Here is a 22,986-nt window from a genome sequence, read left to right as displayed (position 1 = left end):
AAACACTCACGAGGGGAGATCTGCGGAAATGGCTTGGGCTGTGGCGAGGAGGGGCGGGAGCAGGTCGTCGTGGACGCTGTCGAGCGGCCTGCTGACGTGGGTGGAGATGTTCACGGCCGCCACGACCTTGCCCTGGTTGCGGATGGGCGCGGCGATGGAGCGCAGGCCGCGGTCGAGTTCCTCGTCGACCATGCACCAGCCCTGGTCACGGACCCGGGACAGTTCCGCCTTCAGTTCTGCCGGGTCGGTGATCGTCCGGTCGGTCATCGGCGTCAACGGCGTCGTGCTGAGGAACTCGTCGAGCCAGGTGTCGTCCTGGGCGGCGAGCATCACGCGGCCCATGGACGCGGCGTACGCGGGGAACCGGGTGCCGACCTCGATCATCACCTTCATGATCCGCTTGGTCGGTACCCGGGCCACGTAGACGATCTCCTTACCGTCCAGAATGGACACCGAGCACGACTCGTGCACCTCGGCGGCGAGATTCTCCAGGTGCGGCCGGGCGACGTCCGGAAGGCCAAGACTGGACAGGTACGAGTACCCGAGCTCGAGGACCTTGGGGCGCAGGGCGAACAGGCGGCCGTCGGTGCGCATGTAACCCAGGTCCACCAGCGTGTGCAGGAACCGGCGGGCCGCCGCCCTGGTCAGGCCGGTGACCCTGGCGACGTCGCTGAGCGTCATCTCCGGGTGGTCCGCGTCGAAGGCCCGGATGACCGCGAGCCCGCGTTCCAAGGACTGCACGAAGTCGCTCATCGCCGCAACGCCCGATCTATGAACTCGTTGGCGCAACCGAGGTACCCGGCCGGGTCCAACGCCTTGTCGATGTCCTCTTCGGACAAGTCGATCCGCGGGTCGTCGATCAGCGCCTGCCGGAAGGGGCGCCCGGACTTGGCGATCTCGGTCACCGCCTCCGAGGCCGCGGCCCGGCCCATCGCCGGGGCCAGCGCGGTCACGACCGCCTCGGCCATCACCAGGCCGCCCGTCATGTCCACGTTCGCGCGCATCCGGTCGCGGTCCACCCGCAAGCCGGTCACCAGTTCGCGGGTACGCGTGCATGCTGTGCCCAGAATGCTGAACAGTGAATTCAGCGTTTCCCATTCAGCATGCCAGGCACCCGCTGCCCGCTCGTGCTCCTGCGGCATCGCGGCGAACATGGTCGCCACCAAACCGGGAATCTGCCTGGCGGCAGCCGTGATCAGAACCGACCGGACCGGGTTCTGCTTGTGCGGCATGGTGGACGAACCACCGCCGGACGACTCGGCCACCTCGCCGACCTCGGTCTGGGCCAGCAGGGTCACGTCCACCGCGATCTTGCCGAGCACGCCGGCCAGCACGCCGAGCGCTCCGGCGAGTTCGCCCATCCTGGTCCGGTCGGTGTGCCAGGGGATCACCGGTTCGGCCAGGCCGAGTTCCTCGGCGTACAGGCGAGGAACATCCGTGTCGGCGAACACCGCCAACGTCCCCACGGCGCCGCCGAGCTGTGCGGTGAACCGGAGGCGCCGGAGATTCGCGGCCGCTTCGTCCAGAGCCACCAGCCAGCCGGCGCACTTGAGCCCGAAGGTCGTCGGCAACGCGTGCTGCATGAGCGTCCGGGCGATCATGACAGTGCGCCGGTGCTCGTCGGCCAGTTCCGCACACGCGTCGGCAGCCGCGTCCACGTCCGCCAGCATCGCCGAAACAGCGTTCCGGGCGACCATCATGGCCGCCGTGTCCATGATGTCCTGACTGGTCGCTCCGAAGTGGACGAACCGGGCCGTCTCGGCCGAAACCCGTTCCCTGATCCGGCGGACCAGTGGCACGACGGGGTTGCCCGCGCTGACGGCCTGCCGGCCCAGCTCGGCCAGGTCGAAGTCGGCCGGGACACGCGCGATCTCTGAAGCGGCCCGCTCAGGGATCACACCCGTCCTGGCCAGGGCCGTGGCGAGCGCCTTCTCGGCGTCCACCATGGCCGTCAGCCAAGCCTGGTCGTCCCGCGAGCCGAACAGTGCCGCGAACACGGGATCAGCCTGCCAGTTTGCGCAACGCCGTCAACTCGGCGCCGGTCGGTGGCGGTGTCTCGGCCAGGTCGGGCGACACCTTCAGATCCCAGCCGGTGGCCTCGATCGCCTGGGAGACCTCGACTCCCGGGTGGAGCTGGGTCAGCGTGAACTCACCGTCGACCGGTCGCAGCACCCCGAGATCCGTGATGATCATCCGTGGTCCCGCGCCGGAGAACGCCGACCGGTCGTCCTGGCCGACGGACGTGATGAAGTCCAGCTTGTCGAGGAACGTCCGGCGGCTCTGCCGGACCACGATCACGACCTCCTTGCACGACGCCGCGATCTCCGGGGCGCCGCCCGCGCCGGGCAGCCGCACCTTGGGGTCGGCGTAGTCGCCGATCACCGTCGTGTTGATGTTGCCGTACCGGTCGAGCTGGGCCGCGCCGAGGAAGCCGACGTCGATCCGGCCGGGCTGCAGCCAGTAGTTGAAGATCTCCGGCACGCTGACCAACGAGTCGGCGGTCTCGGCGAGGATTCCGTCTCCGATGGACAGGGGCAGCCGGTCCGGTTTCGCGCCGATGCAGCCGGACTCGTAGATCAACACCAGGTCCGGTGCGTGCGTCGCGCGGGCCAGGTTCGCGGCGGTGCTCGGCAGTCCGATACCGACAAAGCAGGATGTGCCGTCCTTGAGCACGCGTGCGGCCGCGACGGTCATCATCTCGTCAGTCGTGTACGTCATCGGACGACCTCCTCAAGCCAGCGCTGGAACTCTTCCCGGTCGCGGCCGATGCCGTCCCATGCCTTGTAGTACTCGTTGTCCCGCACGTAGTAGTCGTGCGCGTAGGAGGGATGGGCGCCTTGTGGTACCTCGGCGACCCTGGTGACCACCCAGCTCGGCAACGTGACCGCGTTCGGCCTCGGTTCGAGTTCGTCGACGATCTCCTCGACCGTGACCAGCGACCGCTTCGCCGCGAGCACGGCTTCCTTCTGCACGCCGGTGATGCCCCAGAGCTGCACGTTGCCCTTCCGGTCCGCGCGCTGGGCGTGGATGATCGCGACGTCCGGGTTCAGCGCGGGCACCGCGGTGAGCGTCTCCCCGGTGAACGGGCACGTGATCGGCTTGATCGTGTCGGTCTGCCTGGGCAGGTCGGTGCCGGTGTACCCGCGCAGCACCGCGAACGGCAGGCCGGATGCTCCTGCGACGTAACGGTTGGCCATGCCCGCGTGGCTGTGTTCCTCGATCTCCAGCGGCACGGGCCACGAGTGCTGCACGGCGTCACGGAACCGGTGCAGCGAACCGACGCCCGGGTTCCCGCCCCACGAGAAGATCAGCTTGCGCGCACAGCCCGCGCCGATCAGCTGGTCGTAGATCAGGTCCGGGGTCATCCGCACCAACGTGAGGCCCTTGCGGCCCTGGCGGATGATCTCGTGCCCGGCCGCGAACGGGATCAGGTGCGTGAAGCCCTCCAGCGCGACCTGGTCGCCGTCGTGCACCAGGTCGGCGACGGCCTCGGCCAGCGACGTTATGGACGCCATTCCGCCTCCGTGTGCGCCTCAATGTTCGCAGTGTTCGCATTGCGAACGAGTATTCGTCTTCCGAACATTCTCGCAGGATGAACCGAGGGTGACAAATGGGACGTAGATCACAGCAACAGGGCGGAATGAAATGGAGCCTCCTTACGTCATATGGGTGACAGATGTGCTTCTCGTGGGGGATGCGGGTGCACACGCTGTGTGAAGGGAGAGGGGACCAATGACGCACGCCACGGTGGGGGAGACGCCGATCTTCGACGAACTGCGCGAGCTGTTCGGGCAGTGGGAGATCGAAGAACTGATCGGTCGCGCGGAAGACGACGCGGATCACTGACCGCTCGGCGTGTCGACGGGGCTCGGCACGGCTGATGCGGTAGTACGGGGTGCATGCCTTCCACCGAATGCGTGCTGTGCAGTCGGGGGACTGACCACTGTCACGGCAGTCTGGTCATGCACGGCGACGGCACAGCCGAGTGCACTGACATCACCTGCGTCGAACTGGAAGTCGACACGCACGAGCTGGTTCTCGAGTGCCGGCAGCTCACCGGGGGCTGTCGGTGCGTCGAGGTCCGCGTCAGCGCCTGAGGGCCTTGGGCCGCCAGCCCATCGCCCGGGAGATGCCGTGACCAGCGGCTCGGACCGCGGGTACGAGCGTGTGCGCGTCGGTCTCGACCGGGACCACGATCGACAACGCCGCGATGACGGTGTTCGACGCGTCCCGGATCGGCGCCGCGATCGACTGGGTGATCATCTCGATCTGCCGGTCGCTGACCACGTACCCGTCGCGCCTGGCCGCGGCGAGGACCTCCCGCAGTTGTCGCGTGCTGGAGATCGTCTTCTCGGTGAACCGTTCCAGCGGCGCCGCGAACACGCGCTCCCGCACGTCGTCGTCGGCGTGGGCGAGCAGGATCAGGCCGACGCCGGTCGCGTGCAGCGGCATCCGGCTGCCGACCCTGGTCAGGATGCTGACCGCGCCGCGTGCGGAGATCCGTTCCAGGTAGACGGCGTCGAGATCGTCCCGGACGGCCAGCTGGACGTTCTGCCTGGTGGCCTCGTAAAGGTCTTCGAGGAACGGCATCGCCCGCTCACGCAGGCTCAAACTGCCTGGTGAGAGCGATCCGATCGCCAGCAGCCGCAGCCCGATGCGGTACCGGCCGTCCGTGCCACGGGTCAGCCCGCCCCACTCGGTCAGCTCGTTGACCAGCCGGTGTGTGGTGCTCAACGGCAGACCGGCCAGCGAGCTGAGCTCGGAGAGTGTCAGCGCGGGTTTGGTCTCGCTGAACGCGTCCAGCAGCCGGAACACCCGGCTCGCCACCGACTCGCCTGTCATACCGACAGTGTGCCTTCCGGTGAGTGGAAACCGGAGTCGCTGACGTGGCGATTTTCGGCAACTCTTCTCGTCATGCGCACTCAGGTGGCCATTGTCGGAGCCGGGCCGGCCGGGCTGCTGCTGTCCCACCTGCTCTGGCTGGACGGCATCGATTCGGTGGTCCTGGAGAACCGCAGCCGTGACTATGTCGAGAAACGGGTCCGCGCGGGTGTCTGCGAGCACCCGACGGTCGAACTGCTGCGCCAGGTCGGGCTGGCCGATCGGCTGGACCAGGAGGGGATGCCGCACCACGGCATCGTGCTGCGGTTCGACGGCGAGGACCACCGGATCGCGCTGACCGACCTCACCGGCCGCACGATCGTGGTCTACGGCCAGCAGGAGATCGTCAAGGACCTGATCGCGGCCCGGCTCGACGCGGGCGCGCAGATCCACTTCGAGGTGTCCGACGTCGCGCTGCACGACCTGACCGGCGACAGGCCGCGCGTGACCTACAAGGACGTCGACGGTGCCGCGCAGGAGCTTGAGGCAGACGTGATCGCGGGCTGCGACGGGTTCCACGGCGTCAGCCGTCCGTCCATTCCAGACAGTGCGCTCACGGTGTACGACCACGTCTACCCGTTCGCGTGGCTCGGCGTTCTGGTCAAGGCGCCGCCTGCGCACGACGAGCTGATCTACGCCAACCACAAACGCGGGTTCGCACTGCACAGCATGCGCACGCCCGAGGTGACAAGGCTTTACCTGCAGGTCGACCCGTCCGACGTGATGGCCGACTGGCCGGACACGCGGATCTGGGAGGAACTGCACGCCCGGTTCGCCAGCTCCGGTGACTTCTCGTTGCACGAAGGCCCGATCCTGGAACGGCTGCTGTCACCGATGCGTAGCTTCGTCGTGGAACCCTTACGGTACGGGCGATTGTTCCTCGCGGGCGACTCGGCGCACATCGTGCCGCCGACCGGCGCCAAGGGGATGAACCTGGCGATGGCCGACGTGCTCGTGCTCTCCCGTGCCCTCAAGGCGTTGCTCCAGGACAACCGGACCGACCTGGTCGAGTCCTATTCGGACACCTGCTTGCGCAGGGTCTGGCGTGCCGAGCACTTCTCGTACCACATGACCAGCATGCTGCACCGGGCGCACGACGCCGACGCGTTCCAGCACCGGCTGCAGCTCTCCCAGTTGCGGTACACCGCCTCATCGACCGCCGCCGCCACGAGTCTCGCCGAGAACTACGTCGGCCTGCCGTTCCCGTAGGAGGAGATCCGTTGTATCTGCGCGACGCGCCCGGCACCCACCCGCCGCTGGACAGCCCCGGGTACAAGTCGACCAAGCTGCGGCACCCCTTGCAGCGCCCGGTTCTGTTGCCGCAGAAGCTGACCGAGATCACCGGTCCGCTGCTGGGCGAAGGACGCCTCGGCGCCAACGACAACGACCTGACCGCCCAGCACGCCGGTGAACCCCAGGGACAGCGGATCATCGTGCACGGCAGGCTGCTCGACGGGAACGGCAGGCCGGTGCCGAACTCGCTGGTGGAGATCTGGCAGGCCAACGCGGGCGGCCGGTACAACCACGTCCGTGACCGGTGGCCCAGCCCGGTCGACCCCAACTTCGACGGTGTGGGCCGGACGCTGACCGACGCCGAGGGCAGGTACACGTTCACCACGATCAAACCGGGCGCCTATCCGTGGCAGAACCACGACAACGCCTGGCGGCCCGCGCACATCCACTTCTCGGTGTTCGGCCGGTCGTTCACGCAGCGCCTGGTCACCCAGATGTACTTCCCGGACGACCCGCTGTTCGACCAGGACCCGATCTTCAACTCGGTGCCCGACCCGAAGGCCCGCGCCCGGATGATCTCGTCGTTCGACTGGTCCCGGACCGTGCCGAACTGGGCCTTGGCGTACTCGTTCGACATCGTGCTGCGTGGCCGGGACGCCACACCGTTCGAGCAGGAGGTCGATGACGAATGAGCACTCCTTCGCAGACCGTTGGCCCGTTCCTGTCGATCGGCCTGCCTTGGGCGGACGGCCCGACCGTCGTTCCCGAAGGCACGCCTGGGGCGATCCGCATCGTCGGCACGGTGTTCGACGGCGCCGGACAGCCGGTCCCCGACGCTCTCATCGAGACGTGGCAGGCCGATCCGGACGGCCACTTCGACCACCCGGACGACCCTTCCGGCCCGTTGCGCAAGGAGTTCCGTGCTTTCGGGCGTTGCCCGACGGATGACGACGGCAACTACTGGATCCTGACCTTGTTGCCGGGGGCGATTCCCGGGCAGGCTCCGCACATCGACGTCTCGGTGTTCGCCCGCGGCCTGCTGCACCGGGTGGTCACGCGGATCTACTTCGCCGACGACCCTTCGGATCCGGTTCTGTCCAGTGTGGACCCGGGCAGGCGGCGGACGCTGATCGCCCAGCCGGCCGACGACGGGTACCGCTTCGACATCCGCCTTCAGGGCGACAACGAGACCGTGTTCTTCGACGTGTAACCGTCAAACCCCCAGGTAACCCCTCGTGAGTGTTTATCCGTGTTAGAACACGGATAAACACTCACGAGGGGTGGTTGGGTTACGGGTGGGCTACTCCGCGAGGGAGGCGTCCAGCGTGATGGTGGTTCCGGCCAGCGCCTTGGTCACCGGGCAGGTGCGCTCGGCGGTCGCCGCCAGCTCGGCGAACTTGTCCTTGTCGAGGCCTTCGACCTTGGCGACGAGCGTGATCGCGATCTCGGTGATCTTGAAGCCGCCCTCGGGGTCCGGGCCGAGCGTGACCTCGGCGCTGACGTCCACGGTGCCCGGTGTGTACCCGGCCTTCTTGATCGTGCCGGTGAAGTTCATCGCCAGGCAGGACGAGTGCGCGGCGGCGATGAGCTCCTCCGGGCTGGTCATGCCCTCCGGGTCGCCGGTACGAGCCGGGAAGGTGACCGGGAACTGCCCGGCGTTCGACGAGTCGAGGGTGACGGTGCCGCCTCCCGTCTGCAGGTCGCCTTCCCAGCGTGTGGTCGCGTCGCGGCTTGGCATCTCAGTGATCTCCTTCGGATGAGGTGTTCCGGGCGGATGTGGTGACACGCCGTAACAGGTCCATGAGCGTGCGCCTGTCCTCTTCGTCGAGGCCCAGCGCGCATCCGATGGCCGGGGGGATCGCCTCGGCGCGTTCGCGCATCGCGATCCCTTCCGGCGTCAGGCTCACCACGACGCTTCGCTCGTCGTCCGCCTGTCGCCTGCGTTGCACCAGCCCACGCGTCTCCAGCCGCTTGAGCAGCGGGGAGACGGTGCCGTAGTCGAGGTGAAGGGCGGCACCGATCTGCTTGACCGGCTGGTTGTCGCGCTCCCACAGCACCAGCATCACGAGGTACTGCGGATACGTCAGGTCCAGCTCGGCCAGCAATGGCCGGTACACGTCCGTGACCGCCCGGGAAGCCGCGTACAGCGCGAAGCAGGTCTGCTCGTCGAGCAGAAGAAGGTTCCTGGCATCCGGACTGGCCATGACACGAACCCTAGCGTGCGATTACATCGTGCGCAAGGTATCGGCCTGGAAGTGCCAGACGACCAGCTGCGGCCCGGCGGCGGCGTGCGCCGCCTCGGGTACCAAAGCCGCCAGCGACCAAGGCCAGACGTCCCACGGGCCGATCTCCGTGCCCTTGGGCTGCGGGCCGCCGGTCGCCCTGGGTTCGTCACACCGCCGGAGCACCAGCCCTGCCTGAAGCGCCGCACGCAGGTAGTCACCGATCGAGTGGCGGTAGGTGACCAACCGTGCCGGTTCGTTGTTCGGGCCCCGTACGGTAGGAATCGAGCCCCGCAGCACGCCGTCCGGGTGGATGTCGGCGATGACGAGGTGCCCGCCGGGTTTCAGCACCCGGGCGAACTCGGCGAAGATCGGACCGAGATCGCGGTTGTGTGTCAGCGCGAGCCCGCAGGTGATCACGTCCACTTCCTCGCCGACCGGGAGGGAGTGCAGGTCGCCCTGCCGGAAATCGCTGCCGGGCAGGCGTTTGCGGGCGAGGGCGAGCATGTCCGGCGAGCTGTCCACGCCGATCACCCGGTGTCCGCGCTCGGCGAGCAGCTCGGCGTAACGGCCGGTGCCGCACGCCGCGTCCAACGCCACGCCGACCGGCAGGTCGTCGAGGATGCCCGTGACGATCGGGATGTCGACGGCGAACGCCGCGTTGTCCGGTTCGTCGTAGCGGGCCGACCAGGTCCGATAACCGTCCACTGTGCTCACCTGGGTGACCTCGACGGGTTGCGTCAGCCGCTCGTCCGCGAGCAGTTCACGAATCTCCGCCAGCCTGGCGTCCACGAACTCCCGGTCGTGTTCGCCGATGAACCCCTGCAGCAAGGCGACACCCTCGAGACCGAGTACATACGCCAATGGATGCTCGTAGATCACTCTGCCGACGCTAACCACCCGGTCACCGGGCGATCCACCGAATTAGTCGGCAGGAGGGAAGACGCGGAACTCGTTGCCTTCGGGCTGGTCAGACCTCGTGAGTGTTTATCCGTGTTAGAACACGGATAAACACTCACGAGGGGACACCTGCTGAGGCTCAGTACGCCGTGGGCTGATGTCCTGACGGACGGGACGGCCACCACGGGGGGCTTTGGTGACCAGCCCGTTCGTCAAAAGTGGCATCGCGCTGGATGATCGGAGCGTTACGGCCCGGAACAGGGGGTGTGAAAAACGCACCGGCAACCTCGTGACAGGCGCGTCGGCTACTGATGACGCAACTCACTATGCCTCCCGCCGGTCGGTAACAACGATTGCGACCATGAACGAGGAGTACGAGGCCTACTGCATGGCGGATCCGTCGTTTTACGACGCGATGCACTCCGAGCAGACGGCCGGAGAGTCGTTCGCGACCGCGGACCGCCCATTACCGGACGGGTGGACGCGGCGCGAGCAGGACGACTGGTTCGTACTCGACTCCGGGGCGGCGAAAACGCAGCTGCAGGGCTGGAAGATCCACGCCTCGGCGACGCCGGACAACGCCGGCCGCGTGATCGACAAGATCTTCGACTACTGCGTGCCGCGAGGCATCACGTTCAAGTTCCTCCGGTCACGGTCGGCCCTCGTGGCGCGAGTCTCCAAGTACGCGCCGCGTGGGTTCAGCGGCAAGCTCGTCACGATCTACCCCGAGGACGACGCCCACTGCGAGCGGATTCTGACCGACCTCGGTGAGCTGCTCGACGGCGAGCCGAGTCCGTACATCCTGAGCGATCTGCGCTGGGGCAAGGGACCGCTGTTCGTGCGGTACGGCGCGTTCGTCAACCGGTACACAGTGGACGACAACGGCGAGGTGGTCGACGCGATCGCGCGGCCGGACGGGACGCTCGTGCCCGACCGGCGCGATCCGGTCTTCTACATGCCGCCGTGGGTGACGCTGCCCGCCTTCCTCGAACCGCACATGGCAGCCCGAAACGCTGTCACAGTTCAGGGGTTGCCGTACACGTTCGACAGCGTCGTGCACTTCTCCAACGGCGGCGGGATCTACGTCGGCAGGGACACCAGGACCGGCGAAGAGGTCGTGCTCAAGGAAGCCCGCCCGCACGCCGGCCTGGACGCCTGGGGGCACGACGCCGTGCGCCGGCTCGAACGCGAGCACGAGATCCTGCGCAGGCTTGCCGGAATTCCGGGCATTCCTCAGGTGCACGACCTGTTCTGGCTGGGGGAACACCGGTTCATGGTGATGGAGTACGTCAAGGGGGACGTGCTGGGCAAGGCGATCACCATGCGGTACCCGCTGATCGACCCGGCCGCGACGGACGAGGACCACGCGAACTTCGCCGACTGGGCGGTCAGCATCCACCGGCAGGTCGAGCAGACCATGGCCGCCGTGCACGAGCGCGGGATCGTCTACGGCGACCTGCACCTGTTCAACATCATGGTCCGGGCGGACGACACGATCGCCTTGCTGGACTACGAGGTCGCGGCGCCGGTCGAGGAAGGTGTCCGGCCCGGTCTGGGCAACCCTGGTTTCACCGCACCGCGGTCAGTCACGGGGTTCGGCGTCGACGAGTACGCGGTGGCCTGCTTACGGCTCGCGCTCTTCCTGCCGATGACGAACCTGCTCGGCCTGCACCGGGTGAAGGCCCGGCAGTTCGCCGAGATCATCGCCGGGCATTTCCCGGTGTCGCGGGCGTTCCTGGACAAGGGCGTCCAGGTGATCGTCCCGGTGGACACCCCGCCGACCCCGAGCCCGAGCCTGCCGACGGACACCGCCGGGTGGCCGAAGGTGCGGGACGAAATGGTGCGCTCGATCGTCGCGAGTGCCACACCGGACCGCGACGACCGGCTGTTTCCTGGTGATCCCAGGCAGTTCGGGTTCGGCGGGCTTGGCCTGGCGCACGGCGCCGCCGGTGTCCTCTACGCCCTGTCGGCCACCGGCGGCTACCGCGACGAACAGTTCGAGCAGTGGCTCGTCAGCCGGGCGAAGAACCCCGAGGGCGGTTCCCGGATCGGTGTGTTCGACGGCCTGCACGGCGCCGCGTTCACCATGGAGCACCTGGGCTACCGTCAGGAGGCACTGGACACACTGGACATCTGCCTGCGGGAGAAGTGGGAGTCGTTCGGCCCCGATCTGTTCGCCGGGTTGGCCGGGATCGGGCTGAACCTGCTGCACTTCGCCGACCGCACAGGCGAGCCGGTGCTGCGCAAGGCCGCGCTGCGGGCCGCCGAGCTGGTCGCGGAGCGACCGGACGACGAGGACGACTCCGGGATCAGCGGCGGCATACACCCGCACGCCGGACTGTTCCGTGGACGTGCCGGGCAGGCGCTGTTGTTGTTGCGTGCCTACGACGACACGGGTGACTCGAACTTCCTTGACCGTGCCGCCAACGCGTTACGTCAGGACCTGAAGCGTTGTTTCCTGCGTGACAACGGCGTTCTGGAGGTCAACGAGGGCTGGCGCACGATGCCGTATCTGGACGGCGGCAGTGTCGGCCTGGGGATGGTCGTCGACGAGTACCTGGCCCGCAGGCACGACGACCAGTTCGCCGAGGCGAACCGCGGCATCGAGAAAGCCGCGACGTCCACAATGTACATCCTGCCGGGACTGTTCACCGGCCGCGCGGGCATCCTCGCCTACCTGGCCGGGCGGTTGCCCGGCACCGATCCGTTGGTCACCAGGCAGATCCGTGACCTGGCATGGCACGCGTTGCCGTACGCCGGCGGGATGGCGTTCCCCGGCACGGCCTTGCTGCGCCTCTCGATGGACCTGGCCACCGGCACCGCCGGTGTGCTGCTCGCCGTCGGGATGGCTCTGCACGACGAGCCGGTCCACCTGCCACTGCTGGCGCCCTCGCGCCGCACGGCACCTCAGGCCCCCGCGCCGGCCGGCGCGGGTTCGTGAAAACCCCCGACAAGGAGCACAAAATGTCTGTTCTCGACCTGCAGGGCATGGAAGCCGCACCGCAGACCGGCGGCCACGGCGGCGGCAGCTCCAACAGCGGCCACAGCTGCCCGAGCAACCTGAGCCTCACCCTGTGCGGCGGCACCTCCGGCCTGTCGCTGCTGATCTGCCACTGACGCCCACCGCGGACAGCTGAGCAGCGCGACTCCGGGACGACTGTCGCTCGCCCCGGGGTCGCGCCCCAACTATAGGAGCTCGACGTGACGACGTTCGGCGCGATCGCCCGGCACGGTGGCCGTTGGCTTCCGGTGATCGGCACATCCGCGCTGGTCGGTACGGCGAGCACACTGGCTTTGCCGACGGTTCTCGGCAAAGCCGTCGACGCGATCGTTACCGGCGGCTCCGGCGGCACCTGGCTCGTGGCGGCCGGGCTGCTGATCGCGGTGGGCATCGCCAGCGATCTGGTCGATTCGTTCGCCGGCGTGGCGTGTGTCGCGAGCACCACCGCGTGGCTGCGCGAGCGCCTGATCACCCACCTGCTCGCCGTCGGGCCGAACCGTCGCTTCGACACCGGCGATCTGGTCACCCGGGTGTCCGGGAACGCCGTGGACGCCGCCCAGGCGGGCCCGGCCGTCGTCACCGTGTGGATGGCGGTGCTGCCACCTGCCGGCAGTCTCGTCCTGCTCGTGGTGATCGATCCCTGGCTCGCGGCCGCCTTTCTCGCCGGCGTCGGGCTGGTCGCCTTGGTACTGCGGGCGTTCACCCGCCGTACCGCTCAGGTGATCACGTCCTACCAGCAGGTCCAAGGCAGAATCGCGGCCCGGCTGGCGGAATCGCTGGCCGGGGCCCGCACCATCGCGGCCGCCGGCACGACGCGGGACGAGAAGCGCCGCGTGCTGGGTGAGCTGCCTGCGTTGCACGACCAGGGAATGGCGAGCTGGCGTGTGCTGTCCCGGTCGGTCGCCCAAGCCGGCGTCGTCGGTCCACTCGTGACAGTGGCCGTGCTGGCCGCGGGCGGTATGGCCCTGCTGGACGGACGGATCACCCCGGGGGAACTGTTCGCCGCGGTGCAGTACGCGGTACTCGGCGCCGGGCTCGGCGGGATGACCAGTGTCTTCGGCAGACTGGCCCGGGCCAGGGCCGGTGCCGGCCGGGCCGCCGAGGTGCTCGGCACCGCCGCGATCGGCTATGGCCACCTCCGGCTGGCGGAAGGCGAAGGCCGGGTGGAGTTCCGGCACGTCACTGTCCACAGGGGAGAGAGGGAGATCCTTGCGGACGTCTCGCTGACCTTGCCCGGTGGCAAGGCCGTCGCGGTCGTCGGCCGCTCAGGCGCCGGGAAGTCGACCCTGGCGGCTGTCGCGGCCCGGCTGGAGGAACCGGCGAGCGGAGACGTGCTGCTGGACGACGTGCCGATGAAGTACCTGACGCGCGATGAGCTGCGCCGAGCCGTGGGCTGCGCGTTCGAGCGTCCCGTCCTGGTCGGCGGGACCGTCGCCGACGCCGTGGGGATGGGGCGTGACCTCGATCTTGTCCGGTCCGCCGCCGAGGCAACACATGCGCATGAGTTCGTGAGCCGGTTGCCGCTGGGGTACAACACGCCGCTCGCGCAAGCCCCGATGTCCGGCGGCGAAGCCCAGCGCCTGGGCCTGGCCCGCGCGTGGAACGCCGAACGGCTGCTGGTGCTGGACGACGCGACGTCCAGTTTGGACATGGTGACCGAGATGCAGATCGGCCGGACGCTGACCGCCGACCACGGCCACCGCACCCGGTTGATCGTCACCCACCGGGTCGCCACCGCGGCGAACGCGGACCTCGTCGTCTGGCTGGAGTCCGGCCGTGTCCGCGCGACCGGTACGCACGCGGACCTCTGGCGTGACCCCGCGTACCGGGACGTCTTCGGAGCAGCCGAGTGAAGCGCGAAGTGCGGTTCGGCGTGGCCGCGTTGCGCGCCGGGCCCGCGCTCGCGCTGATCGGCTGGTCGGTTCCGGAGGCGTTGCCCGCCGCGATCTCGGGACTGGCGGTGGCCAACGCCGTCGACGCCGGATTCCTCGCCGGCCGGCCGGTCGTCGGATTCGGCTGGCTGGCCGGGCTGATGCTGGCCGCCGTGATCGGCTCGGCCGGATCGCGCATGGTGTTCCAGCGCCTCGGTGACCTGGTCGAGCCGTTCCGTGACGACCTTGTCCGCCGGGTGGTCGGCAGTGCGCTGGACAAGGCCGTGTCCGGGCACCCGGACGAAGGCGCGCTGGCCCGGCTCACCCGGCAGGTCGAGATCGTCCGGGACACCTACGCCGGGTTGATCGTGGTGATCCGCGGCTTTCTCGTCACAGTCGTCGGCGTGGTCATCGGGCTGCTGTCGCTGGCGCCCGCGATCCTGCCGCTGATCCTGCCGCCGTTCCTGCTCGGCTTCGTGGCATTCCTTGCCACCCTGGGCTTCGCCGCGGCCAAGCAACGAGTGTCGGTGCTGGCCGAGGAAAAGCTCGCCGCGACCGCGGGGTCGGTGCTGGCCGGGACGCGGGACGTGGTGGCGTGCGGAGCGGAGGAGCACGCGGCCGCCATGGTCTCCGGTGCGATCCAGGCCCAGGCCGACGCCGACCGCGCGCTGGCCAAGGTCGCCGCGCTGCGCACGGTGTGTTTCGCCGTCGGCGGCTGGCTTCCACTGGTGGCCCTGCTGGTCGCCGGACCGTGGCTGGCCGGTCAGGGCCTCACCGCCGGTGTGATCATGGGCGGCCTGACGTACGTCGTCTCCGGACTGCAACCGGCCCTGCAGGCGGTGATCGCCGGTGTCGGCGGCAGCGGGCTGCGGTTCGTCGTCACGCTCGGCCGCATCCTCGACGAGACGACGGTACCGCCGGCGCAGGCGCCGAAACGGCATGAGCGGCACGGCGACGACCTGATCCTGCAGGACGTCACCTTCGCGTACGGGCCGCATGCCGAACCGGTGCTCCGGGATCTCGATCTCACCGTCCGGCCGGGTGAACACCTCGCGGTGGTGGGCCCGAGCGGGATCGGGAAGTCCACTTTGGCCGCCCTGGTCTGCGGGCTCCGGACGCCGGACGCCGGCACCATCCGGTTCGGCGGGGTCCCGGCCACGGACCTCGACGCCGCGGACCGGGTGCTGATCCCCCAGGAGGCCTACGTCTTCACCGGCACCCTGCGGGACAACCTGACCTATCTACGGCCGGACGCGACCGACGCGCAGATCGACTCCGCTGTCGACGCCGTCGGTGCACGTGATCTGGTCGAGCGGATCGGCGAACAGCTCGACCCCGCCGGGCTTTCCGCGGGTGAGCGGCAACTGGTCGCGCTGGTCCGGGCATATCTGAGCGAAGCCCGGCTCGTGGTGCTCGACGAGGCCACGTGTCACCTCGACCCGGTGGCCGAACGACGGGCCGAGGAGGCGTTCGCGCGCCGAGGCGGAACCCTCGTCGTGGTCGCCCACCGGATCAGCTCGGCGCGGCGGGCCGGCCGGATTCTCGTCCTCGACGGCGTCAGCGCGGCGATCGGGGACCACGCCTCGCTGGTCCGCGGGTCGGCGCTGTACCGCGATCTATGGGGACACTGGGACTGGTCACAACCACCCGGCCTCACGGACGATGCGGATGGCGTCGATGCGGGTACGGGCACACGTCTTGCTCATCACTTTGGACAGGTAGTTCCGCACGGTCCCCTTGGACAGCGAGAGCCGGGAGGCGATCTCCGGTCCGGAGGCACCGTCGGCGGCTAATCGGAGCACCTGGAGTTCCCGTGGCGTGAACGGGTTCGGCCCGGCCGCGAGCGCGGCGACCGCCAGGTTGACGTCCACCACCTGAGAACCCTGTGCCGCACCACGGATCGCGGCCAGCAGCCGGTCCGCGGAGGCGTTCTTGTCGACCAGCCCGAGTACCTCGGCGGTGAGCGCTCGCTGGATCAGGCCCGGCGGCCGGGCCGCCGCCAGCGCGACCACCTTGAGGTGTGGCAGCCGGGCGCGAAGCTCCGGAATCATGGCCAGGCCACGGGTGCACGGCACGTCCACGTCGATCACCGCGACCTCGGGCCGCATCCGGCTCGCGATCGGGATCACGTTGTCGTCGCACTTCAGGTCCGCGACGACCTCCATGTCACCTTGGTCGGACAACAGCGTCACCAGCGCGTCCCGCAACAGATCCATGTCCACCACGAGCAGCACCTTGATCACGTCCGGATCGGCTGCCGGGTGTCCGGCCGTCTCGGGGCTGAGTCGCGGCCCTGCAGACATGAGACCTCCCTGTTTCTCCAGCTCCTGTCGAGCTCCCCACGCGATCCCTAGATACGGCTTGGACATTTGCCCGTTACCCGCGCTTCTTCCGCTTCGGGCCCGGCTCATACGAACGGAGCAATCGCGCGAACAACCAACCGGTGGGCCGTCGAATCCGGTGGTCTCCGGGATAACGCCGATTCAGAGGCCGGGCCTGGGAATCCGCTTCGTCCGCGGAAGCCGTTTCACCGGCCGGAGCGCCGCTTTGTCAAGCGCTCACCGGGTCCTGAGAGGTGACAGGGGTTAGGCCGTTCGGTGGGCGGCGACAGCAGCGAAGATGCCCAACTTTCGTCGGAAATTTGCGCCATCTCGTTGAGATGTTGCCTTAGTTAGAGCGTTGAACTTACTATCGGTCGTTATCTGGCAACGTCGCCGGAGGAGTGAGGGCGGACGGACATGCGAACCCTGCGAAGCATTGTCGGCCTGCTGGTCTTCCTGCTCACCCTGGGTCTGGTACCGGCGCCGCACGCGTCGGCGGGCCCGGCTGCGCAGGCGGTCGCGGCTGACGTCCATCTCTTCTACTACCCGTGGTACGGAAGCCCGTCGGTGAACGGGAACTACCGGCACTGGCAACAGGGCGGCCGGACGCCGCCGGAAGACGTCGGTGCGGACTTCTACCCGGCGCTCGGTGCGTACGACTCCGCCGACACCGCGGTCGTCGACCAGCACATGCGGTGGGTCCAGCGCTCCGGCGCGGGCACGATCGTGACCAGTTGGTGGGGGCAGAAGTCCTATGAGGACAACGTGACCCCGGTGGTGCTGGCGTCGGCGGCCCGGCACGGCATCAAGGTCGCCTGGCACCTCGAGCCGTACTCCGGCCGGACCGCGGAGTCCACAGTCGCCGACATCGACTACATCAATGCCAAGTACGGCAGCAGTCCGGCGTTCTACCGGTCCGCCGCGTACGGCAACCGTGGCGCGTTCTACGTCTTCGAGAGCCTGCGGATCACCGACTGGAGCCCGTTGGAACGGGTCAGGTCCACCAGCATCGTGCTGGCCCAGACCACTGACACCACCAAGGTCGCGCACTTCGGCGGGATGTACACCTACGACGGCATCGCCGGGGCGACCGCGCCCGGCTGGAAGACCGCGTCGGACTTCTGCAAGGCCAACGGCCTGGTGTGGGCGCCGTCGGTCGCGCCCGGCTACATCGACGACCGTGCGGTGCCGGGGAACACCACGCCGACAGTCAACCGTGACAACGGCGCGATGTACGACAGGCAGTGGGGCAACGCGCTCAACCCGGCGACGGGCGGCGCGCCGGCGTGGGTCTCGGTGACGTCCTTCAACGAATGGCACGAAGGGTCGATCATCGAACCGGCCAGGTCGAACCCGCCTGCCGGGCACGGATACCTGACGTACAACGGAGCATACGGCCGGACCGGGGCCGACTCGGAGACCGCCTATCTGGACCGGACCAAGCACTGGGTCGGGCAGTTCACCGGCAACACCCGCTGACCGGCCGGTCAGGGAAAAGACTCGTGAGTGGTTATCAGGGTTCTAACCCCGATAACCACTCACGAGGGAATCGGTCAGACTGCGGCGTTCCACTTCTGGTTCGCGGCTCCTGTGCATTCCCAGATCTGGAGTCTTGTGCCGTTGGCCGAGTTGTTTCCGGTGACGTCCAGGCACTTGTTGGCCTGGATGTTGACGATGTCGTTGGCACCGCTGATGGCCCACTGCTGCGCGCCGGTTCCGTTGCAGTCCCACAACTGCACGACGGTTCCGTTGGCGGTGCCGCCGCCGGAGACGTCAAGGCACTTGCCCAGGGCCATCAGCTGGTTGCCGGACCGGGTCCAGCGCTGCGCGTTGGTGCCGTTGCAGTCGTAGAGCTGCACGGGCGTGCCGTTGGCGGTGTTGGCGCCCGCGACGTCGACGCACTTGCCCGCGAGGCCGGTGATCTGGCCGCCGCCTCCGCCACCGCCGCCGGGCGTGTCGGTGACGCGAACGTAGTCCACCACAAGGGTGTTCGGCATCGGCGTGCTGGCATCCGGGTCTCCCGGCCAGTAACCGCCGACGGCCAGGTTCAGGATGATGAAGAACGGCCGGTCGTTGAACACCCACGTGCGGCCGCCGAGGTCGGCGGGCGTGCGGCGCTGGTACTCCTGGCCGTCCACGTACCAGATCAACAGGTTCGGCGACCAATCGAGCGTGAACGTGTGGAAGCCGTCGGCGAACCGGGGGCCGGTGTACGCGGCGCCGATCCCGCCGGACCCGGAGTAACCCGGGCCGTGAATGGTGCCGTGCACGGTGTTCGGCTCGAAACCGACGTTCTCCATGACGTCGATCTCGCCGTTGTTGGGCCATGTGCCGCCGGTGGTGCCCATCATCCAGAACGCGGGCCACATGCCCTGGCCGTGCGACATCTTCAGCCGCGTCTCGAACCGGCCGTACGTCTGGCTGAACTTGCCGACGGTGTTCAACCGCGCGGAGGTGTACTCACACCGGCCGTACCAGCAGTTGTAGTTGCCGGGGTTCTCCCGGCGCGCGGTGATGACCAGGTTGCCCTGGCCGTCGAGAGCCGCGTTGCTCGTGCGGTTCGTGTAGTACTGCCGCTCGTGGTTGTTGACGTTGTCGCCGACCTCCATGTTCCACTTGCTGCCGTCGACCGGAGTTCCGGCCGCGCCGGTGAACTCGTCGGCGAACGTGGTCGCGGCGATGCTCACGTCGGGTGCGGGGGCGGCGGCCGCCTGCGTGCCGAGCGCAGTACCGACCAGCATCGAACCGAGCACAAGAGCCGCGGAAACCACGGCTCCGGCCCGAGTCCGCCGAGTTGACAGGCGGATGGACATCTTCGTCACCTCTCGTGCAGGGTTGCGAGAGCGTTCTCACTGCGGGTGCGCGAGGACCCGGTTTAGTTTTTTCAGTGGCTGAACCAAAGCAGGGTACGATCGTCTGCAGTATGCATGGTCTAGACCAGGGCGGCAATACCTGGCGTGACCAGTGCGCTACCCGGCATCGCGGAAGCGATTGTTTCGAGCTCGAAAAAAGGCGTGAACAAGCCTCTGAGCTGCGGAGACGGCCAGAAGGTCGGCTGCGGTCCGCTGTCCGGGCCCTTGACGCGGAGCGCGTGCGCGGTGTTTCCTGCCTGTGGCCCACACCACAGGCCGGCACGGCAGTGGTGTGAATGGTCCAGTCTGTGCTGTCCGGAATGGACGGCCGACAGCGCCCACCGGATGGTGAGACCTCCGGCAGGGGAGGCCTGAGTGGACCGGCGGCGCGCCGGTCCATCCCAGGCGATGATCACGTCATGCGGCCGCCGTGTTCTCCCGGGGATCGGCGCCCTCGTCAAGCAGGGCGGCGACGGGCAGCGTGGCGGCGCCGACGGCGACGGCGTCCGGGCCCAGTTGGCAGAGCTCTATTGACGTCACGCCATAGGGATGCCGTAACGCATGTGCCTGCGCGACTTGACGGACCATGGGCAGCAGACGGCCGCCGATGGCCAGTCCGGCCCAGCCGCCGAGCACGATCCGCTCGGGGTTGAACAGGTTGATCAGATTCGCGATACCGGCGCCGAGGTAGCCCGCGGTCTCCTCGAGCACCTTGGCCGCGGTCTTCGACCGGACGGCCGCCGCGACCAGAGCGTCCAACTGGGACTGTTCGTCGGTGCCGGGCAGGTCCCGTCCGCCCCGCGTCCTGCGGTACCGGTCGAGGATTCCCTCGGCGCCGATGTACGCCTCAAGACAGCCGTGCGAGCCGCATCGGCACGTTCTGCCGTCGTACACAATGGTCGTGTGGCCCCATTCGCCCGCGCTGCTGGTGGATCCGCGATACGTGGTGCCGTCCGCGATCACGGCGGCCCCGACGCCTGAGCCGATCAGGGCGATCACGGCGTGCCGGGCGCCCCGGCCCGCGCCGAACCACATCTCCGCCTGACCGAGCGTCTTGGCGCCGTTGTCGAAGAACAACGGCAACGTGATCCCGCCCGCGCGTAACAGTTGCTCGAGCGCGACGCCTTCCCATCCGATCGTCTGCGCGTGCACCACGACGGGCTCGCTCTGCTCGACCGTGCCGGGAACGCCGACGCCGATGCCGAGCACCGTGCGCTCTTCGACGCCCGACGAACGAAGCACCTGGTTGACACCCGAGACGATCTGTTCGGCCACTTCGCCCGGGTCCGGCTTCGGCGTCCTGATCGGATGGTCGGCCGCGGCGAGCCGGTTCATCGCCAGGTCGAACAGCTCGACCTTGACGCCGGTCTCGCCGACGTCGATGCCGATCACGTGCCCGTACTGGGGATCGACGCGCAGCAGCACACGCGGTCTGCCGCCGTCCGACTCCACCAGTCCGGCCTCGATGATCAGCCGGTCCTCGACGAGTTCCCCCGTCACATTGCTGACCGTCGCCGCGCTCAACCCGGTGAGCCGGCTCAACTCGTGCCTGCTGAGCGGGCCGTCGAAGAACAACTTCGAGAGCAGGGTGGAGCGGTTGTGGCGGCGCAGGTCCCGGACCGTGGTGCGCTTCGGAGCCATGACTACCCCTCTCTGGCCGTAAGCCGGCAACAGCATGCCCCACCAGGCTAAATGCCCTCGTGAGTGTTTATCCGGGTTAGAACCCGGTTTTCCACTCACGAGGGGAAGTGGCTGGGTGAGTGTCAGGTGAACTGGTGATTACTTTACGCCTAAAATTAAGGGTCATTTCGTAACCTGCCCGTTATTGACGTGACCCCGGCCACGCGGTTGACTGCCAAACATTGGCCGGCGCGCGACCGGCGTCCGTGAGAGCGTGTCCATGGAGGCCACGCAAGGGGTAGAAGCCCCGGCACCGCCGCATGCCGGGTTGACTTTCGCGAGTTGTCCAGTTGTGCCCGTGTACTTCCCACAACCGAACCCAGACCACGAAGGAGGATCCATGCGAGCCAAGCGCACTGCCGCCTTAGCCCTCGCTGGCATCCTGTCGATGGCCAGCCTCGCCGCCTGCAGCAGCAGCAACAGCGGGGCCAGCAACACCAGCTCGGCGACTGTGCTCAACGTTGGCATGCCCAACGGGCCACAGACCGAGAACAACAACCCGTTCGTGAACACCTCGGCTGCCCGCCAGTCGGGCTACATGCGGGCGATCTACGAGCCGCTCGTGATGTACAACGAGATCAAGCCGGGTGAGAACACCAAGCCGTGGCTGGCCACCAAGTGGGAGTGGTCGGACAACTACAAGAAGATCGTCTTCACCATCCGCGACAACGTCACCTGGTCCGACGGCAAGCCGTTGACCGCCGAGGACGTGGCCTACACGTTCCAGCTGCTGCGCGACAACCCCGGCCTGAACATCGACAGCGTCAAGTACAAGGACATCAGCGCGTCCGGCAACGAGGTCACGCTGGGCTTCGAGAGCTCGCAGTTCGTCTACCAGAAGAAGATCTACGAGCAGTTCATCGTGCCCAAGCACCAGTGGTCGACGTTCTCCGCGCCGGCCACCGAGACGGTGAAGAACCCGATCGGCAGCGGCCCGTACACGCTCAAGACCTTCACCCCGCAGACCGTCACGGTCGTCGCCCGTGAGGGCTACTGGGGCGGGAACCCCGCGGTCAAGGAGATCCGCTACACCTCCTACACCGACAACCAGGCGCAGACCACCGCACTGGCCACCGGCCAGGCCGAGTGGAGCTACGTCTTCATCCCGAACCCGCAGGCGGTCTACACCAGCAAGGACCCGAAGAACTACAAGCTGTGGTTCCCGGCCGCGCTCGGCGTGCACGGCCTGGTCATCAACACCAAGATCGCGCCGTGGGACAACAAGTACCTGCGCCGTGCGGTCAACATGGTCGTCAACCGCGACGACATCTTCACCCAGGGCGAGGCCGGGTACTTCTACCCGAAGGTGGACAACATCACGGGTATCCCGACCCCGGCGGGCGAGCCGTTCATCGCGCCGGAGTTCAAGGACACGAAGGCCACGATCGACGTCGCGGGCGCCAAGAAGCTGCTGACCGACAACGGCTTCACCTACCAGGGCGACAAGCTGCTCGACCCGGGCGGCAAACCCGTCACGATCCGCACGATCGTGCCGTCCGGCTGGTCGGACTACGTGACCAACCTGGAGATCATCAAGGACAACCTCAAGGGCATCGGCATCGAGGCCACGGTCGAGAAGATCAACCAGGACGCCTGGGGCAAGGCCATCGACACCGGTGACTTCGGCGGTTCCATGCGGTGGACGAACAACGGCAACACGCCGTACGACATCTACCAGACCATTATGGACGGTGCGCTGTACAAGCCGATCGGCACCGGCGGCATCAACGGCAACTACGGCCGGTACGAGAACCCGGCCGCGACGGCGGCGCTCAACTCCTACGCGAACGCCACCGACGAAGCCGCACGTACCGCGGCGATGAACGAGCTGCAGAGGATCTTCGTCGAGGACATGCCGATGATCATCACGTCGGCGGGCAACGTCGGCGGGCAGTACAGCACGAAGAACTGGATCGGCTGGCCGGACGAGCAGAACAACTACGCTCCCGCGCAGCCGACGCAGGAGAACGCGCTGGACATCATCATGAGCCTCAAGCCCGCCGCGGCCTCATGACGGCGAGCGGT

The 22,986-nt window shown here is 68.0% G+C and carries 19 protein-coding genes and 1 pseudogene; 9 read left to right on the top strand and 11 right to left on the bottom strand.

Features of this window, described 5'->3' with window-relative positions:
- Positions 1–6: 6 nt before the first annotated feature.
- The 5 genes from GC106_RS02735 to GC106_RS02715 form a co-directional block, all read right to left on the bottom strand.
- On the bottom strand, positions 7–753 hold the full coding sequence (locus tag GC106_RS02735; protein WP_173123930.1) for an IclR family transcriptional regulator: 747 nt from the start codon (positions 751–753) through the stop codon (positions 7–9).
- Positions 750–1,997: a 3-carboxy-cis,cis-muconate cycloisomerase gene (gene pcaB / locus GC106_RS02730; protein WP_312872368.1), complete on the bottom strand. Its 1,248-nt coding sequence runs from the start codon at positions 1,995–1,997 to the stop codon at positions 750–752. The genes GC106_RS02735 and pcaB overlap by 4 nt, the downstream gene beginning before the upstream one ends.
- Before the next feature lie 4 nt (positions 1,998–2,001).
- The gene (locus GC106_RS02725) at positions 2,002–2,718 is read right to left on the bottom strand and encodes a CoA-transferase subunit beta (RefSeq protein WP_173123928.1); all 717 of its coding nucleotides are present in this window, start codon (positions 2,716–2,718) and stop codon (positions 2,002–2,004) included.
- Positions 2,715–3,515: a CoA transferase subunit A gene (locus GC106_RS02720; RefSeq protein WP_173123926.1), complete on the bottom strand. Its 801-nt coding sequence runs from the start codon at positions 3,513–3,515 to the stop codon at positions 2,715–2,717. The genes GC106_RS02725 and GC106_RS02720 overlap by 4 nt, the downstream gene beginning before the upstream one ends.
- A gap of 571 nt (positions 3,516–4,086) precedes the next feature.
- Positions 4,087–4,842 carry an IclR family transcriptional regulator gene (locus GC106_RS02715; protein WP_173123924.1) on the bottom strand — a complete coding sequence of 252 codons (756 nt, stop codon included), beginning with the start codon at positions 4,840–4,842 and terminating at the stop codon, positions 4,087–4,089.
- A 72-nt stretch (positions 4,843–4,914) separates the two neighbouring features.
- Here GC106_RS02715 and GC106_RS02710 point away from each other — a divergent pair, with 72 nt between their 5' ends.
- From GC106_RS02710 to pcaG, 3 genes are read left to right on the top strand one after another with little or no spacing between them, the layout of a single operon-like run.
- Positions 4,915–6,090: a 4-hydroxybenzoate 3-monooxygenase gene (locus tag GC106_RS02710; protein WP_173123922.1), complete on the top strand. Its 1,176-nt coding sequence runs from the start codon at positions 4,915–4,917 to the stop codon at positions 6,088–6,090.
- 11 nt (positions 6,091–6,101) lie between these two features.
- Positions 6,102–6,806 (top strand): protocatechuate 3,4-dioxygenase subunit beta, encoded by a 705-nt coding sequence (gene pcaH / locus GC106_RS02705; RefSeq protein ID WP_173123920.1) that lies wholly within the window; start codon positions 6,102–6,104, stop codon positions 6,804–6,806.
- A complete protein-coding gene (gene pcaG / locus GC106_RS02700) occupies positions 6,803–7,324 on the top strand; it encodes a protocatechuate 3,4-dioxygenase subunit alpha (RefSeq protein ID WP_173123918.1) in 522 nt (173 codons plus the stop codon). The genes pcaH and pcaG overlap by 4 nt, the downstream gene beginning before the upstream one ends.
- A 90-nt stretch (positions 7,325–7,414) precedes the next feature.
- On the opposite strand, the gene GC106_RS02695 is transcribed toward pcaG, so the two are convergent.
- The 3 genes from GC106_RS02695 to GC106_RS02685 are packed head-to-tail and all read right to left on the bottom strand — an operon-like array spanning position 7,415 to position 9,218.
- Positions 7,415–7,852 carry an OsmC family peroxiredoxin gene (locus GC106_RS02695; RefSeq protein ID WP_173123916.1) on the bottom strand — a complete coding sequence of 146 codons (438 nt, stop codon included), beginning with the start codon at positions 7,850–7,852 and terminating at the stop codon, positions 7,415–7,417.
- Between the two features lies 1 nt (position 7,853).
- The gene (locus GC106_RS02690) at positions 7,854–8,318 is read right to left on the bottom strand and encodes a MarR family winged helix-turn-helix transcriptional regulator (protein ID WP_173123914.1); all 465 of its coding nucleotides are present in this window, start codon (positions 8,316–8,318) and stop codon (positions 7,854–7,856) included.
- A gap of 21 nt (positions 8,319–8,339) precedes the next feature.
- The gene (locus GC106_RS02685) at positions 8,340–9,218 is read right to left on the bottom strand and encodes a class I SAM-dependent methyltransferase (RefSeq protein ID WP_173123912.1); all 879 of its coding nucleotides are present in this window, start codon (positions 9,216–9,218) and stop codon (positions 8,340–8,342) included.
- Between the two features lie 379 nt (positions 9,219–9,597).
- Here GC106_RS02685 and lanKC point away from each other — a divergent pair, with 379 nt between their 5' ends.
- The 4 genes from lanKC to GC106_RS02665 all read left to right on the top strand — a co-directional run bounded on the left by lanKC (position 9,598) and on the right by GC106_RS02665 (position 15,901).
- Entirely contained in the window at positions 9,598–12,177 is a 2,580-nt protein-coding gene (lanKC, locus tag GC106_RS02680) for a class III lanthionine synthetase LanKC (protein ID WP_173123910.1), read from the top strand.
- A gap of 23 nt (positions 12,178–12,200) precedes the next feature.
- Entirely contained in the window at positions 12,201–12,353 is a 153-nt protein-coding gene (locus GC106_RS02675) for a SapB/AmfS family lanthipeptide (protein ID WP_173123908.1), read from the top strand.
- 84 nt (positions 12,354–12,437) lie between these two features.
- The gene (locus GC106_RS49195) at positions 12,438–14,090 is read left to right on the top strand and encodes an ABC transporter ATP-binding protein (RefSeq protein ID WP_173123906.1); all 1,653 of its coding nucleotides are present in this window, start codon (positions 12,438–12,440) and stop codon (positions 14,088–14,090) included.
- Positions 14,087–15,901, top strand: a complete 1,815-nt coding sequence (locus tag GC106_RS02665) for an ABC transporter ATP-binding protein (protein ID WP_173123904.1) — start codon at positions 14,087–14,089, stop codon at positions 15,899–15,901. Before GC106_RS49195 ends, GC106_RS02665 begins: the two co-directional genes overlap by 4 nt.
- Here the strand turns inward: GC106_RS02665 and GC106_RS46985 are convergent.
- Positions 15,830–16,411, bottom strand: a pseudogene (locus tag GC106_RS46985) (response regulator); the annotation flags it as partial. The gene GC106_RS02665 and the pseudogene GC106_RS46985 overlap by 72 nt on opposite strands.
- 435 nt (positions 16,412–16,846) lie before the next feature.
- Here GC106_RS46985 and GC106_RS02660 point away from each other — a divergent pair.
- Entirely contained in the window at positions 16,847–17,908 is a 1,062-nt protein-coding gene (locus GC106_RS02660; RefSeq protein WP_173123902.1) for a glycoside hydrolase family 99 protein, read from the top strand.
- A gap of 74 nt (positions 17,909–17,982) precedes the next feature.
- Here the strand turns inward: GC106_RS02660 and GC106_RS02655 are convergent, their stop codons facing one another.
- Positions 17,983–19,170 (bottom strand): RICIN domain-containing protein, encoded by a 1,188-nt coding sequence (locus GC106_RS02655; RefSeq protein ID WP_376777688.1) that lies wholly within the window; start codon positions 19,168–19,170, stop codon positions 17,983–17,985.
- A gap of 528 nt (positions 19,171–19,698) precedes the next feature.
- Complete coding sequence (locus tag GC106_RS02650) at positions 19,699–20,922, bottom strand: ROK family transcriptional regulator (protein WP_173123898.1); 1,224 nt, start codon at positions 20,920–20,922, stop codon at positions 19,699–19,701.
- Between the two features lie 379 nt (positions 20,923–21,301).
- Between GC106_RS02650 and GC106_RS02645 the strand changes: the two genes are divergently transcribed.
- On the top strand, positions 21,302–22,975 hold the full coding sequence (locus GC106_RS02645) for an ABC transporter substrate-binding protein (RefSeq protein ID WP_173123896.1): 1,674 nt from the start codon (positions 21,302–21,304) through the stop codon (positions 22,973–22,975).
- Positions 22,976–22,986: the final 11 nt, after the last annotated feature.

It is taken from the genome of Kibdelosporangium persicum (assembly GCF_013280595.1).
In the GTDB taxonomy this organism is placed as follows: domain Bacteria; phylum Actinomycetota; class Actinomycetes; order Mycobacteriales; family Pseudonocardiaceae; genus Kibdelosporangium; species Kibdelosporangium persicum.
This window is presented reverse-complemented; position numbering and strand designations above follow the sequence as displayed.

What these genes read in the sequence shown, in the direction of transcription:
- GC106_RS02660 (WP_173123902.1), top strand. Translation starts at nt 16,847, where the DNA reads ATGCGAACCCTGCGAAGCATTGTCGGCCTGCTGGTCTTCCTGCTCACC.
- lanKC (WP_173123910.1), top strand. Translation starts at nt 9,598, where the DNA reads ATGAACGAGGAGTACGAGGCCTACTGCATGGCGGATCCGTCGTTTTAC.
- GC106_RS02650 (WP_173123898.1), bottom strand. Translation starts at nt 20,922, where the DNA reads ATGGCTCCGAAGCGCACCACGGTCCGGGACCTGCGCCGCCACAACCGC.
- GC106_RS02690 (WP_173123914.1), bottom strand. Translation starts at nt 8,318, where the DNA reads ATGGCCAGTCCGGATGCCAGGAACCTTCTTCTGCTCGACGAGCAGACC.
- GC106_RS02645 (WP_173123896.1), top strand. Translation starts at nt 21,302, where the DNA reads ATGCGAGCCAAGCGCACTGCCGCCTTAGCCCTCGCTGGCATCCTGTCG.
- GC106_RS02720 (WP_173123926.1), bottom strand. Translation starts at nt 3,515, where the DNA reads ATGGCGTCCATAACGTCGCTGGCCGAGGCCGTCGCCGACCTGGTGCAC.
- GC106_RS02710 (WP_173123922.1), top strand. Translation starts at nt 4,915, where the DNA reads ATGCGCACTCAGGTGGCCATTGTCGGAGCCGGGCCGGCCGGGCTGCTG.
- GC106_RS02695 (WP_173123916.1), bottom strand. Translation starts at nt 7,852, where the DNA reads ATGCCAAGCCGCGACGCGACCACACGCTGGGAAGGCGACCTGCAGACG.
- GC106_RS02655 (WP_376777688.1), bottom strand. Translation starts at nt 19,170, where the DNA reads ATGCTGGTCGGTACTGCGCTCGGCACGCAGGCGGCCGCCGCCCCCGCA.
- GC106_RS02725 (WP_173123928.1), bottom strand. Translation starts at nt 2,718, where the DNA reads ATGACGTACACGACTGACGAGATGATGACCGTCGCGGCCGCACGCGTG.
- pcaG (WP_173123918.1), top strand. Translation starts at nt 6,803, where the DNA reads ATGAGCACTCCTTCGCAGACCGTTGGCCCGTTCCTGTCGATCGGCCTG.
- GC106_RS02715 (WP_173123924.1), bottom strand. Translation starts at nt 4,842, where the DNA reads ATGACAGGCGAGTCGGTGGCGAGCCGGGTGTTCCGGCTGCTGGACGCG.
- GC106_RS02735 (WP_173123930.1), bottom strand. Translation starts at nt 753, where the DNA reads ATGAGCGACTTCGTGCAGTCCTTGGAACGCGGGCTCGCGGTCATCCGG.
- GC106_RS02675 (WP_173123908.1), top strand. Translation starts at nt 12,201, where the DNA reads ATGTCTGTTCTCGACCTGCAGGGCATGGAAGCCGCACCGCAGACCGGC.